The sequence below is a fragment of the Nonlabens sp. genome (assembly GCF_047636915.1).
In the GTDB taxonomy this organism is placed as follows: Bacteria; Bacteroidota; Bacteroidia; order Flavobacteriales; family Flavobacteriaceae; genus Nonlabens.
Genome location: NZ_JBLIGN010000001.1, coordinates 26,644 through 41,519 on the forward strand (window position 1 = coordinate 26,644; position 14,876 = coordinate 41,519).

Consider the following 14,876-nt stretch of genomic DNA (forward strand, 5'->3'; position numbering starts at 1 on the left):
AATATTAATTTGCTTGTTTTATAGCACTTCTCAGCGCGTTTGTTTTATGATAGACTTCTTGAGTTTCATTTTCTAAATTACTTTCTACTACTACACCAGCACCAGCTCTAAACAACAGCTTGTTCTCTCGTGAAAGAATACTTCTAATGATAATGGCATGATTAAAATTACCGTCAAAGCCTAGGTAGCCTATAGCACCACCATAAAACTCTCTTGAAGATTTTTCATATTCATCAATTAATTGCATGGCTCTGTATTTAGGAGCGCCACTCAAAGTCCCAGCAGGGAAAGTATCGCCTATGAGTTGGATTTTATCTTTTTCATTTATGGTGCCAGTTACTTTGCTCACCATGTGAATAACGTGGGAGTAAAAGTGAATATTTTGATAATCTTCTACCGTTACATTGCGCGCATGACGGCTCAAATCATTTCTAGCTAAATCTACCAGCATCATATGCTCTGCAGTTTCTTTAGGGTCCTTTTTCAATTCTTCTGCAGCCTTCAAGTCTGCAATGTCATTGCCAGTTCTTTTATAAGTTCCAGCAATAGGTTGAATACTTGCTTTTTTTCCAGAAATGAGTAGTTGGGCTTCTGGAGAGGATCCAAAAATTCTAAAGCTGCCATAATCGAAGTAGAACAAATAAGGACTGGGGTTTATTGCTCTCAATTGTCGGTACACATTAAAATCGTCTCCTTGGAAAGGCTGTTCAAATTTTCTTGATAGGACAATTTGAAATACATCACCTCTACGACAGTGTTCTTTACCTTTTTCTACAAGCTCTTTGAAGTCGCCATCTGTCATTTCTGAAGTTTCTTCTTCGGTGCATTGAAAACTATAATTTGCTACATCTCGATGATTAATGATAGTAATTATCTCCTCTAGTTTACTGTCATTATTGGCATATTGATTATCGAAAACGTACAGTTGGTTGTGATAATGATCAAATACCAATACGTTTTGAAAGACTTGATAATGCGCAAGAGGTATGTTGTTGGTTTCGCTTTCGCGAAAGCGGAATTCTAAATCTTCAAATAATTGCACGGCATCATAACTGAGGTAGCCAAAAAGTCCGTTAGTTGGAAAAGGGAAACCATTTTCTGCCTGTGCAAATTCGTTTTTGAAATTATTCAACGCAGAGGTAAGATCAAAGGCAGAAGAGAATTCTTGAGATGTTGATCGGTGATCCGGAAAGTTTGTTGTAATTTCTCTATTATTGACTTCAAAAGTGGCTACCGGATTACAACAAATAAAGGAATAACTATTACCGCGCTGCCCGTATTCATTACTTTCTAAAAGAATGCTATTAGGGTAGCGATCTCTTAATCTCATGTAGATGGCTACAGGTGTGAGCGTATCTGCAAGGATAATTTTATGGGTGGTATTAGATGTATATTGATCTTGAATTTGATTCATTCCTTTAGGGATTTCAAAAATAATTAAATGAAAAAAGGCCTACCGTTAAGTAGACCTTTTTCGTTTATTTAAAACATGCGGGTAACTTTACGGCTGTTGAGCTATATTATTCCACCACCATGTATGATTTGTTCTTTGCATGTTGCAAATGTAATTACGCTTTGTCAAAGGCGCAACTATTTTTAGATTATTTTAATAACCTTCTTCATGAACACCGCTTACCGCTCTACCAGATGGATCATTCAAGTTCTTAAATGCCTCATCCCATTCTAGAGCTATAGGTGTTGAGCAAGCCACTGATTTTAAAGAAGGAACACAACTTGCGGCTGTATCGCTAGGATAATGTTCGGAGAAAATACTGCGGTAGTAGTATTCTTCTTTATTTTGCGGCGGATTGATTTTGAATTTAAAAGCAGCTGCTGCCATCATTTCATCTGTAATAACACCTTCAACAACTTCTTTCAGGGTGTCGATCCAACTGTATCCAACACCATCGCTAAACTGTTCTTTTTGCCTCCATGCTACACTTTTAGGAAGGTAATCCTCAAAGGCTTCTCTTAAGATGTGTTTTTCCATTTTACCGTTTCCACACATTTTATCTTTAGGATTCAATCGCATCGCGATATCCATAAATTCTTTATCTAAGAAAGGTACACGACCTTCAATTCCCCATGCAGCTAAAGATTTATTTGCTCTTAGGTTATCATATAGATGTAACGTATCTAGTTTACGCACTGTTTCCTTATGGAATTCTTCGGCATTAGGCGCTTTGTGAAAGTACAAATAACCACCGAAAATCTCATCAGCTCCTTCTCCAGAAAGCACCATTTTAATACCCATTGATTTAATCACACGAGCTAGTAAATACATAGGTGTCGATGCTCTAATAGTAGTAACATCGTAAGTTTCTAAGAAGTAGATAACGTCTTTAAGCGCGTCAAGTCCTTCTTGAATGGTAAAGTTAACACTGTGGTGCACGGTTCCTATATGGTCTGCAACGACTTTTGCAGCGGCTAGGTCTGGACTGCCCTCTAGGCCTATGGCAAAGGAATGTAGCTGTGGCCACCAGGCTTCTGCATGATCTCCAGATTCCACTCTTCTAGAAGCATATTTTTTTGCAACAGCACTTACTATAGAACTATCCAACCCACCAGATAGGAGCACACCATAGGGGACATCACTCATCAAGTGTCTGTGAACAGAATCTTCCATTGCTTTTTTTAAAGCTGCTACAGAGCTGGTGTTGTCTTTAACGGCATGGTAATCTTTCCATTCTCGGTCGTACCATTTAGTAAATTTACCAGTTTTACTATAATAGTAATGTCCTGGAGGAAATGGAGCGATATCATTACAGGTTCCTTCTAGTGCTTTAAGTTCGCTTGCGACGTAAAACTGTCCCAATTCATCATAACCGTAATATAGAGGTATCATTCCTTGATGATCTCTTGCGCACAAGAATACATCTTTTTCACTATCATAAAGAGCAAAACCGTACATGCCGGTAAGCTCGTCCATGAAATCAACACCTTTATCTTGGTATAGGGCTAGTATTACTTCGCAGTCACTTTTAGTTTTAAACTCGTAATTATTATAGTTTTCACGGATTTCTTGGTGGTTATAAATCTCCCCATTTACAGCTAAAATTACTTTGCCATCTGGGCTATAAAGTGGTTGTCCCCCGGATTGCGGATCTACAATTGTTAATCTCTCATGAGCTAAAATGGCATTGTCACCACAATAGATTCCAGACCAGTCTGGCCCTCTATGCCTTAATTTCTTAGAAAGTTCTAAGATTCTTTCACGTTGTTCTTGACTGTTTTTTTTGAGCTGGAACACTCCTACGATACCACACATGTTTTTGAATTTTAAATGAAAAAAGGCCTACTTAAGAAGTAGACCTTTTGAATATTTTAAATATCAGAGGCTACCCTACGTTTGCGAAGGATTATTATTAGTTCTGAAATCATTATTTTTTAACATAACAGAGCAAACATAATTAAAAATCATTTACAATCAAATGAATTGTTAATTAAAAACTCTTGTAAATAACTACTACAACCCTTTTGCACTCATACGAATTTAGCAGAGACTTCGTTTTGCATTGAAAGAGTTTAATAAAACCTTTGTTTGCCCACTAGAACGAGTTCCGTATAAACTTCGCTTTTGCGAAAGAGGAGTTTTAAAGTACGGTTCAGATTATTTTACAATACCTATGTGAATAATGCTTTCAGGTATTAGGGTCAAGTTCGATGTTGCCATTGCTGTAATTGGAGTAAGTCAACTAGTTCAAAGCATGCGATGAAGCATGGTCTGCAGATTTAGATTTTCAACAGCGATAATAAGTGTTAGTATTAGAAAGGATCTATCTTTTAGATATGGCACATGATATGGAGCTTGAATTTAAAAATGCCTTATGGGGTGTTTACATAAAATGATGGAACGAGCTACATTATTTTGTTTTTGTCCTGCTTATCGATTTCTTTTTTGTGAGTGCAGCTGTTCTCAAATAACGGTTGTCTCTATGGTAGCGCTATTCCTGTTACAGCCATCAGTCCCTACCTTCTTAGCCTTATTTATGGTGGTGGGATTTTATTTTTAATTCGTGACATTGCCAAGTATAATTCTCTCGATGATTGTCTTAAAGTAGATGGAATGATCATGATTCTCTTTGGGTTGATTTCTTTTTTTGTAGTAATTTATAAAGGAGGTAACATTCGATCAGATCTATTTAATGCTCTATGTTTCTTATAGTTGATCACGATTCCTATTGCAATAGCATTAATGTGACGGATGCCTTGAGCTGTAGACCTTAGTGCATGGAATAGTCGGTGGATTCTTGAGGGACAGAAAACATCTATTTACCCGTCAACCGGTAAGGAAGCTGCAAAAGAATTTGCATTAGGCTATTGGAACAGTGCTGTCTTTGCTGTATTATTTTTGACTCTTGGGTCTTGTTTAGGATAAGGAGCAGCTATATAAAGTATTATTGAAAGTGATGGTTTTACAAATCATTTGATTTGGTTATTTACTAGTGCGAAGGTCCATGGGTCTTATTATATCATTGACTTCACCGCAGTTTTGCACCGTGTATGAGACAAGTTAAGTACTTTTTGACGGGTATTTAAAAGCGCTGAAAAGGACTAGTGAAGTTTTGTTTAATTAAGGATTATTAACTAATCAGAAGTGTCATATAGAAGTGTTAAGTGATACTTCATCAGGAGGATTTGCTCCTTGGTATGCCCCTAGTGCTGCTCCTAGAGGGTTTCTATTATTGATAAATAGTACTGTTATTTGATCATTTTTATTTGTGTCCGTTGTTGCCATTCCAAATTAGAGACAAGTCATAAGAATAAAATTCCAGAAGAGCACAGGCCTAAAGTTACATAAAGGCTATTTTTATTTGGAGTGCTTTATTACTCCTCTATAGCTTTTATTATTTTGGTTCTTTTAACTAATGCGGAGCACTTTCCTTGATGATATTGGGCATTTTTGAAGCGAAATTTTTAAATCGGGGTATGGAAACTCCTCTTATATATCCTTGTGTAGGATGTAATTTTGCATAATCTTGATGATAGTCTTCAGCAATCCAAAATTTTTGAAAAGGTTTCACTTCAGCGGCTACTTTATATCCTTCTTTTGTTAAATCAGCTATTTTATCCTCGATAATCTTTTTTTCTATATCATTTTGATAAAATAGAATGCTCCTGTATTGAGACCCATTATCAGGACCCTGACCATTTACTTGACCAATATTTTGCGACGCAAAATAAACGTTTACTAATGTCTTAAAAGAAACTATTTTTGGGTTATAAATTATCTCATTAGCCTCAGCATGTCCAGTTCTTCCTGTATTGCTGTCCTCATAAGTAGGGTTTTCTGTGTGACCACCAGAATAGCCTGAGATAGACTCTTTTACTCCTTTTACACCTTCATATATTTCTTCTACACACCAAAAACAACCACTGGCAAAATAAGCTCTCTTCATTCCGTTTTCAGAAGCAACTTGGATAGCGTCTGTATCAATGGCCTGCTTAGACTTTGTTTCAGTAGTGTTGCATGTTGAGGCAAGAAGCATCATCACGGAGTAAATAAGTAGTTTCATATCACATAATTTATTAAACATAAATGTATGCTTAGTGACTTGACAAGAGTATTAAAAAAGGGTTAAATAAAAAATCCCTTTACCGATGTTGATAAAGAGATTTTAAAAGAAAAGTTAAAGAGTATCTCTATAACTTAGTAAAAACTTTTTTCATTTTTTCTACTTGTTCAAAAGCTAATGCTGCATCTACTAGAATTCTTCCTGAATGTTCATCCGTGATGATTTTCTTGCGACTTGCAATTTCTACTTGAACTTGTGGTGGGATAGTAAAATAAGAACCACCGGAGGCACCTCTTTCAATAGGTACTACGGCCAGTCCGTTCTTTACATTAGTTCGTATACGAATATATGCTTTGATCAATCTTTCTTCGATAGACTTTGCATAATCATCGCTCATTTTCATAAGTGTTTCTTCTTCTTTTTGAGTTTCTTTTAGAATCTCTGCAAGTTCAGATTTTTTATGTTTCAAGTGATCAGCTCTATCAGCGACGCGCTGCTTACTTTTATCGATTACTTCTTTTTGTTGCTCTATTTGTGCATAGAATTCACGAATGTGTTTCTCTGCAAGTTCCATTTCAAGCTCTTGAAATTCAATTTCTTTAGAAAGGGAATTGAATTCACGATTGTTACGTACGTTTTTTTGTTGATCTGTATATTTTGTAATAAGAGTTTTAGACTCCTCGATCAAATTCTTCTTATCCTTAACTTTTTGAGTAAGTTCTTCAGAATGAGCGTCTAATTTAGACATTCGAGTTTTTAATCCTTCTACTTCATCTTCAAGATCTTGTACTTCTAAAGGTAGTTCACCACGCACATTGCGTATCTCATCTACTCTAGAATCGATTAATTGCAGATTGTAAAGCTCTCTTAACTTATCTTCTACAGTAGCCTCGGTCTTTTTTGCCATCTTTTAAAAATAATTAACTGGGTTTGTTCGCGCTTGTGCACAAAGGACTGCAAAATTACTGAATTTTTCTCTAAGATATTCATGTAAAAGGTTTTTTGTAAACTGCTCGCTTTCATAATGTCCTACATCGCATAACAAAATGTCTTGACCTTGAAAGAAATCATGGTATTTTAAATCAGCTGTGATGAATGCATCAGCTCCTGATTGTAATGCATTTTTAATAGCAAATGATCCTGAGCCACCTAATAGAGCGACTTTTTTAATATTTTGCTTTTGCGAAAGCGAGCTTCTTACTACACCTGTTTTAAATACAGACTTTGTTTTCTTTAAAAAATCTTCTACTTTTAATGCTTCTGGTAATTCACCGATAACACCCATTCCTATATTTTGATAAGTGTTTTCTAGGGTAGAAACCTCATAAGAAACCTCTTCATATGGATGAGAATTGAATAAAGCAGCTTTTATAGCGATTTCTAAATGAGGCAAAAACGTCATAGAAAGCGCTTTTTCTTCTAGAGTTTTTCTTTTTAATTTTTCTCCTATTTTAGGATTACTGTGTTTATTACCTTTAAACGTTCCTGTTCCTTCATTTGAAAAGCTACATTCTGAATAATTGCCCAAAGCCCCAGCACCGGCACTAAATAAGGCTTCTTTTACTTTTTCTACATCATTAATCGGAATGTAAGTTATTATTTTTTTAATAATTTGTGATTTAGGAATTAATGTAACTGTGTTAGTGACACCCATTTCTTTTGCCATTCTATAGCTTACCCCGCCTTTTGCTGCATCTAGGGCTGTGTGCGTCACATAAATGGCGATATCATTCTTAATGGCTTTAATAACAGCTTTACGCACATAATCGATAGGCTGTAGATGTTTAAGTCCAGAAAATATAATTGGATGGAAGCTCACGATAAGGTTGCAATTGTTCTCAATAGCCTCATCTACTACATTTTCTAAACAGTCTAAGGTGACTAGTATCCCTTTAAGCTCGGTGAATTTCTCTCCAGTAAGTAGCCCTGTATTATCAAAATCCTCTGCATAATATCGAGGAGCAAGTATTTCTAGATGTGAAATAACATCGTTAATCTTCATAATGGGAATGTTTATGTCTGTTGTAAAATTAACCTACTTTTGACCACATGCAAGATTTGAGACTTATATTATATCCTTTTTCTATCCTTTATGATGGAATTACGTCCCTACGCAATTGGGCCTTTGATACAGGAATTCTTGATCAAAGGGAGTTTGATATTCCAATTATCGTTGTGGGCAACTTAAGCACAGGCGGTACCGGGAAAACTCCTATGATCGAATATTTAATTGACCATCTTGTCGGAAAAAGAATAGGGGTTTTAAGTCGAGGTTACGGTAGGAAAACCCATGGATACATAGAAGTCTCTAAAGGAGACTTGCCAGATAAAGTAGGAGATGAACCGCTACAAATAAAGAGAAAGTTTCAAGATTTAATTGTAAGTGCGGTATGTGAAAGACGAGTGGAAGGCATAGAACATTTGCTTAAGGATCACAACTTAGATGTCATATTACTAGACGATGCATACCAGCATAGACATGTAAAAGCCAGTCATTATATTTTATTGACCAGCTATGATCAATTATATGTGAACGATTATTTGTTGCCATCCGGCAATTTAAGAGAGTCTCGCAAAGGCGCTCGTCGCGCTAAGACTATTGTTGTAACTAAATGTCCTTCTAGCATTACTAAAGTCGAAAGGCATAATATCAAGACGCGATTAAATTTATTGCCGCAACAAAAACTTTATTTCTCGGTTATAAGTTATCAGAAAATACTTCTTGGTATAGATAGTAAAATTGATTTAAATGAATTAAAAGGTAAACAAGTAAGTGTTGTCACTGGAATTGCAAATCCAAAACCCTATGTAGAGTATCTAGAGGGCACAGTAAAAGTGGTGCATATAAAATACAACGATCATCATATCTTTACGAATGACGAAATAGAAATGATAAGAAAAGAGAAAATAGTCATTACAACAGAGAAGGATTTTATGCGATTAAAAGAATACCATCTTTTAAATGTCTTTTATGTACCCATTAAAACTATATTTTTGGATAACGACCTTGTGTTATAAAATCTCGTAATTGGTAAAGGCATTTTGAATTTTTTCAAAAAACTCTTCCATTTTAAATGGCTTAGGGATGATGTCATCAAAGCCTATTTCATAGAAATCTTTTTCAGATTCACTCAAGGTGACCGCTGTAAGAGCTATAATTGGTATTTCCCTGTCAAACTTTCTGATTTCCTTAGTAGCTTCTTTACCATCTGTAATGGGCATGTGTATGTCCATTAAGATAAGATCATACTTTTTAGACTTTGCAGCTTGTATTGCTTCATCACCATTGTTAGCCACTTCACAGGTGAAATGCTTTGCTTCAAGAATCTTTCTGGTGATCATTTGATTGATTTTATTATCTTCAACAATAAGGATCAATTTGTTAGATAATTCAGAAGGAGTTGCTGGTTTAGAACTTATAACGTCCTCTTTTGAAATTTCTTGTTTCCTTGTTTTTTTGTCACTTACGACAGGTGAAGTAATTATAATCTCCGGCTCTGGATCTTTGGTTACATCAGAGGTATCCGTTATCGTGTTAGTTTTAGATCTTTTATTCGGTATCGAAGGAAAATGATTTTCATTAAAAAATTTATTAGAATCTGGAAGTTCAAACCATATTTCAAAGGAAAATCTACTACCTCGGCCTATTTTACTGTCTAGCTTTACATCTCCACCCATCAAATTAACTAAATTTTTCACAATAGCAAGTCCTAGTCCTGTACCTCCGTATTCTCTTGTAGTACTGCTTCCTTCTTGTGTGAAGTTTTCAAAAATAGCTTGTTGTTTTTCATGAGAAATTCCTTTGCCATTATCTTCTACTTCAAAATGCACTAAACATTTATTTGAAGTGTTATCGACCTTATTGGCTCTTACGTAAATATCTCCATCGCTAGTAAACTTTATAGCATTGCCGATAAGGTTGATTAGAATCTGAGAAACCTTTACTGGATCTCCTTGTAGTCGAGTAGGTATATCGTTGTCATATTGGATGTGAAGTTTATTATTTTGGTCCTTGGACTGTCCTTTTAGAGATAAACAAATGTCATTTATTCTTTTATTTAGGTCAAAGGGAATGGCTTCTAATTCAACTTTATTAGCTTCCAATTTATTAAAGTCAAGAATATTATCAATAAGGGAAAGAAGGTATTCTCCTGAAGACTGCAGTGTTTCTAAATGCTCTTTCTGGTCATTTCTAGGTTTAGTGTCTAATAATAGATGAGTAAGACCTGTAACCGCATACAAAGGTGTTCTTAATTCATGGGTAATGGTAGAAAGAAAATCGGCCTTTATTTTAGCTGCATCCTGAGCTCTATCTCTTTCCTCAATAAGTGCTGAGTTTTTGTCTTCTAGAACTTGATTGCTTTTTGCTCTTAGTTTGTTGTTTTTAAATAATGATAAGGTTAGTAAAGAAAGTAAAGTGATAAAGACACAAAGTAAAATATAACTCGTATCACGTCCTTTTAGTTCTTCTGTTTTCAACAAATTGGAAACCTCTAAAGCTTCATTGCTTTTTTTTAATTTATCTAATTCTAAGGCGATAGCTGTTATTTGTAGAGAAGAGTCTTTAGTCTCATTGAGTGCTGTAAATTTCTCTAAGTAGGTAATGCTATTCTCAAAATCACCTTCTTTTTTTAGTAATTGTGAGTATGTTAAATAACTATTTTTAAGTAAAAAGTTGAAGTTATACTTTTCTGAAAGCATTATGCTCTGGGTAAGAAAATCTCGGGAAGCAGGAAGTTCCTTATTAATAAATAATATGTTTGACAGGTCTAATTGAGCTTTTGCTGCAGAGTAAAATTGTCTGTTATTTAAAAGTGTTGGCAACAAGTCCAGTAAAGATTTTTGCGCGGAGTCATAATTTTTAATTTTGACATCTAACTCCGCACGTCTTAGTTTCTGCGTTAAACTGAGGGAGCTATTTGGTTTTTGTATAAGAATGACTTGAGCCATTGAAAGAGCAGTCTCTGCCTCCACGATAAGATCCGAATGAATGAAAAGTTGTGTCTCTAAGAGTAATAATTCAGCGTAATCAATAGAAGTTTTTTGTAGGTAAGGTGTTACCATTTCTATAGCTTCTCTGGCAGTTTGGAGTTGTTTGGTATTGATGTAATAAGAAATCCTAACCATTTGAGCTTTCGCGTGTATGGTGGAGTCTTTTGCTATTTCTGTAGCGCTATTAATTAGACGATTGGCTTCATCATAATTAGCGTTTTGAACAGCTTTTTCAGCTTTTTCTAGTAAAACATCTACTGCAATTTTTTGACTAGACTTTGACAAAGAAATTTCCTGACCATGAGTCATGTTTAATGACCCTAGCAATAAAAGTGCGATTAGAAATTTATGTAAAAGTTGTAAAGACAATTCAGTTCGTTATGTCGCAAATATATCTTTTGTAAGTTGTAATAGTCTTTTTAGGGGTAACATTCGCTCTAAATAAGTCGTTAGTCGATGTTTGTAGGGTATAATTTAGTTTTTATTTAACGACTCGGCGTAAACGACCAAGTCTCTTAATCTGTGAGAATACCCACTTTCGTTGTCGTACCAACCGATGATTTTGACCATTCTGCCTATGACACTTGTCATTTTTGAGTCATAAATACAAGAGTAAGGACTTCCTGATATATCTATGGACACCAGTGGTATATCGGTATAGGAGAACGTTGCTGGATTTGATTTTGCAAAATGGTAAAAAGCATCATTCACTTCTTGAACGCTTACGTCTCTTTTAACATTTATGGTTAAGTCTGTCAGACTTCCGTTAGGTACGGGAACCCTAATTCCACATCCACCGATTACATTACTCAAGTCTGGGAATATTCTAGTTAACGCTTTTGCGGCTCCTGTGGTCGTAGGTACTATAGACTGACCAGCAGCGCGAGCTCTACGCAAGTCTTTATGAGGCTGATCATGTAGGCTTTGATCTGTTGTGTAACTGTGAATTGTTGTTATATAAGCCTGTTCTATACCACAAAGCTCTTTTATCACTTTAATAAGGGGTGCGGCGTTATTTGTCGTGCAACTGGCATTAGAGAAAATAATATCTTCATTAGTGAGAATATGTTCGTTCACTCCTATCACTACAGTCTTTATATCCTCTTCAATAGGTGGTGCGCTTAATATGACTTTTTTTGCCCCAGCATTGAGATGCTTCTGTAAGTCAATCTTAGTTTTATATTTTCCTGTAGATTCTATAACTATATCTACATTCTCCCATTGCAAATCTTCCAAATTACGGTGATGTGTAAAGGTGATATGATGTTCATTTACAATTATCGAATGTTCATCAAAGGTAACGACAGCATTTAGGATGCCATGAATAGAATCGTATTTAAAAAGATGCGACATGACTTCGTTTGCCGCTAAATCATTTATGGCAACCACCTCAATCCTTGGGTCATTATAAACCGTTCTTAAAAAAGTACGACCTATACGGCCGAATCCGTTGATAGCTACTTTTATCATATTGTATAAGTGTGCGTCAAAGTATAAAACATTTTAAGTTTTGATTGAAAAGCATCATCGTTTCTTCATGTTGTGACTTTTGCAATTCTAATAAAAAATCATAGTAGCGTAAAACTAAAATATGTACAAACTAAAATTAGGCTCTTTAGAATGAGATAGTGCTCAGCTCAAAAACAGCACAAAAACTGTGTTTAAAGCGATGAGTCTAATATTAAATGATCGAAGCGAAAAACATTTATGATTTCAAAGTCTTATTATTTTCAATCGATTTGTAAGCTATAAATAAAATACAGCTTACACAGATTGCAGTAATCTCTATAAGCCGTAACTAATTATCAAACGTAGCGTTAATGATTAAAAGACAATACATGCAATGACCAAATCTAATGAATGGATCACAGACGTCCTAATTAAAAACTTCATGTATATTACAATAGGTGCTTATGCGCCTTATAAGAACTTCTTACAAGAGCACCACTTTCCACATGTCTAAAGCCCATTTCTAGACCTATAGTTTCATATTTCTTGAATTGTTCAGGAGTGATGAATTCTTTTACAGGCAAGTGCTTTTTAGACGGTTGTAGGTATTGGCCTATAGTCACAATGTCCACGTTATTGGCACGTAAATCTTTCATGGTCTCTATCACTTCCTCTTCTAGCTCTCCTAATCCGAGCATGATACCAGATTTAGTACGTTTAATACCTTGTTGTTTTAAGTATCTAAGTACTTCTAAACTGATGTCATATTTAGCTTGAATGCGTACCTCACGAGTAAGACGGCGTACCGTTTCCATATTATGGGAAACTACTTCTGGGTTTGCCTCAATAATACGGTCTATGTTTCTAGTATTTCCTTGAAAATCTGGTATTAGTGTTTCTAAGGTAGTTTCTGGATTCATACGCCTGATAGCTGCAACGGTTTCTTTCCATATGATAGAACCCATGTCTTTTAAGTCGTCGCGATCCACACTGGTAATCACACCATGTTTTATTCCCATTAATTTGATACTACGCGCTACTTTTTCAGGTTCTGCCCAATCCACTGTATCTGGACGTCCAGTTTTCACACCGCAAAAACCGCAAGAACGTGTACAAGTGTTTCCCAAAATCATAAAAGTAGCTGTTCCTTCTGTCCAGCACTCACCCATATTAGGACAGCTGCCTGAAGTACAAATAGTATGAAGATCATACTTTTCTACTGTCGCCCTGAGCTCTTTATATTTTTTACCTACGGGTAGTTTAACACGCAACCATTTTGGTTTTTTCTGAGGTGGTGCTACTGAAGTTGTTACTGATTCCATAATACAAAGTTAGTGAATTTGTAGTCGTATGAACAACGATTACTAACGCTGTTAAGTTAAATTTGGGAAGTTGTATGAGGAAGAATTATATTTTTTGGTAGCTCTAGGTAAATAAATGACAGAGGAGTGGTACTTGCTGTATTATAGATAATGAAGCATACCAAAAAAAGGCACTGATTATTATTGCTGAATCTTAAATTAAAGCCACCTTATTTCCATTGTTTTGGTGGGTGTAGTATATTTTCAATAAAAAGTGCAAACTGTGTTCCTACTAATAGAATCTCTAGAAAAGGAATAATAATGATAATATCGCTTTCGCGAAAACGAGCTAAACCTTTACCTACGACTATCCAAAAAACCAGGTATCTCAAAATAATAATCACTGATAGGATCATCCAATTGTTGTCAAAAACCAATGCCAAAACGGAAGAGATTAAAAATCCTATTTGGGTTAAATAGAAAAAACCAAGTAACAACTTATGTGATTTTTTATAATGATTTGCAGTGTTGACATGTCGCTTTTTCTGGTTCCACCATGCGGGCCAACTTGTTTTGGGCATGCTGTATGTGAAGGAAGCCTCGTTTAAAGATACCGCAGTGTTTTCATAAGTAGCCACTTGGTTCACAAATAAATCATCATCGCCACCTAATACTTTCATGTGGCTTATAAAACCGCCCACTTTATAAAATTGAGTTGCGGTATATGCCAGGTTGCGACCGACACCCATGTACGGATTGCCGCGCATTGCATAGCTAAAATATTGAATTGCCGTAAACCCAGTTTCAAATCTAATCAGTGCATTGAGAAGAGACTTTTTTACATTTTGATATCCCCCATATCCTAAAACAATACTTTTTTCTATAGTAAGATGCCTTGTCATTATCGCTAACCATTCATTACTGTTGGGGACACAATCGGCATCTATAAAAATCAAAGAGTCGTTTACTGCTTTTTTAATTCCTAAAGTAAGTGCATATTTTTTGTTTCCCCAGAAATTTTCATTATTCACTACATGAACCATTTTTATCCGCTTATCTTGAGTCATAAATTCCTCGATAACGTATCTTGTGTCGTCATGACTAGCATCATTAATGAGGATCAATTCAAAGTTAGAATGGTTCTGTTTTAAAAGTTTAGGGATTAAAATTTTTAAATTTTCTTGCTCGTTTTTTGAACAAATAATAACAGAAACTGCTTTATGAGAATCGCCTAGTGGCTCGTCGATTTGGGAAAAACCAACTTTTGATAGAAATATATAATAAGCGATGTTGATAGCGGCAAAGCCTATCAAGATAAAAAAGAATACACCTACTTCCATAAAGAATAATTAGGCTTTTACTGGATCGTTTTTACAATCTTGCTCTTCAGGTAACTTCCCGCACATACCGCACGCATCACCATTTTTATTGAGATACGGGTTCTGACTGGCACAAGTTCCAGCAAATTTACCATCCTTTTTACCCCAAATTTTAATAGCGATTCCCGCAAAGGCAATTCCTAGCAATACAAAAGATATGAATATGAGTTTTAATTCCATAATGTAAATATAAGGCTTGAGAAACCTTGTCTGTGTTTAGAATATATAAAATTAGTACA

The 14,876-nt window shown here is 35.4% G+C and carries 12 protein-coding genes; 1 reads left to right on the forward strand and 11 read right to left on the reverse strand.

The features are described 5' to 3' along the window. Nucleotides 1-4 precede the first annotated feature (4 nt). The 6 genes from ACJAT0_RS00140 to ACJAT0_RS00165 all read right to left on the reverse strand — a co-directional run bounded on the left by ACJAT0_RS00140 (nt 5) and on the right by ACJAT0_RS00165 (nt 7,518). Complete coding sequence (locus ACJAT0_RS00140) at nt 5-1,414, reverse strand: anthranilate synthase component I family protein (protein WP_415180011.1); 1,410 nt, start codon at nt 1,412-1,414, stop codon at nt 5-7. Nucleotides 1,415-1,606: 192 nt separating this feature from the next. Then, nucleotides 1,607-3,268 carry an asparagine synthase B gene (asnB, locus tag ACJAT0_RS00145; RefSeq protein ID WP_415180012.1) on the reverse strand — a complete coding sequence of 554 codons (1,662 nt, stop codon included), beginning with the start codon at nt 3,266-3,268 and terminating at the stop codon, nt 1,607-1,609. A 1,332-nt stretch (nt 3,269-4,600) separates the two neighbouring features. Beyond that, on the reverse strand, nt 4,601-4,738 hold the full coding sequence (locus ACJAT0_RS00150) for a hypothetical protein (RefSeq protein ID WP_415180013.1): 138 nt from the start codon (nt 4,736-4,738) through the stop codon (nt 4,601-4,603). A 127-nt stretch (nt 4,739-4,865) separates the two neighbouring features. Beyond that, on the reverse strand, nt 4,866-5,516 hold the full coding sequence (msrA, locus tag ACJAT0_RS00155) for a peptide-methionine (S)-S-oxide reductase MsrA (RefSeq protein ID WP_415180014.1): 651 nt from the start codon (nt 5,514-5,516) through the stop codon (nt 4,866-4,868). Between the two features lie 127 nt (nt 5,517-5,643). Next, nucleotides 5,644-6,423, reverse strand: a complete 780-nt coding sequence (locus ACJAT0_RS00160; protein ID WP_415180015.1) for a zinc ribbon domain-containing protein — start codon at nt 6,421-6,423, stop codon at nt 5,644-5,646. Between the two features lie 3 nt (nt 6,424-6,426). Then, nucleotides 6,427-7,518: a Nif3-like dinuclear metal center hexameric protein gene (locus tag ACJAT0_RS00165; RefSeq protein WP_415180016.1), complete on the reverse strand. Its 1,092-nt coding sequence runs from the start codon at nt 7,516-7,518 to the stop codon at nt 6,427-6,429. Nucleotides 7,519-7,565: 47 nt separating this feature from the next. Here ACJAT0_RS00165 and lpxK point away from each other — a divergent pair, with 47 nt between their 5' ends. After that, a complete protein-coding gene (gene lpxK / locus ACJAT0_RS00170; RefSeq protein ID WP_415180017.1) occupies nt 7,566-8,534 on the forward strand; it encodes a tetraacyldisaccharide 4'-kinase in 969 nt (322 codons plus the stop codon). Here lpxK and ACJAT0_RS00175 read toward each other — a convergent pair. From ACJAT0_RS00175 to ACJAT0_RS00195, 5 genes are all read right to left on the reverse strand, one after another. Then, nucleotides 8,529-10,877: an ATP-binding protein gene (locus tag ACJAT0_RS00175; RefSeq protein WP_415180018.1), complete on the reverse strand. Its 2,349-nt coding sequence runs from the start codon at nt 10,875-10,877 to the stop codon at nt 8,529-8,531. The genes lpxK and ACJAT0_RS00175 overlap by 6 nt on opposite strands. Nucleotides 10,878-10,982: 105 nt before the next feature. Beyond that, entirely contained in the window at nt 10,983-11,978 is a 996-nt protein-coding gene (gap, locus tag ACJAT0_RS00180; RefSeq protein WP_415180019.1) for a type I glyceraldehyde-3-phosphate dehydrogenase, read from the reverse strand. A 428-nt stretch (nt 11,979-12,406) separates the two neighbouring features. Continuing rightward, nucleotides 12,407-13,279, reverse strand: a complete 873-nt coding sequence (gene lipA / locus ACJAT0_RS00185; protein ID WP_415180020.1) for a lipoyl synthase — start codon at nt 13,277-13,279, stop codon at nt 12,407-12,409. Nucleotides 13,280-13,488: 209 nt separating this feature from the next. Next, a complete protein-coding gene (locus ACJAT0_RS00190) occupies nt 13,489-14,598 on the reverse strand; it encodes a glycosyltransferase (RefSeq protein WP_415180021.1) in 1,110 nt (369 codons plus the stop codon). A 9-nt stretch (nt 14,599-14,607) separates the two neighbouring features. After that, nucleotides 14,608-14,817: a membrane or secreted protein gene (locus ACJAT0_RS00195; protein WP_374004303.1), complete on the reverse strand. Its 210-nt coding sequence runs from the start codon at nt 14,815-14,817 to the stop codon at nt 14,608-14,610. Between the last annotated feature and the right edge of the window lie 59 nt (nt 14,818-14,876).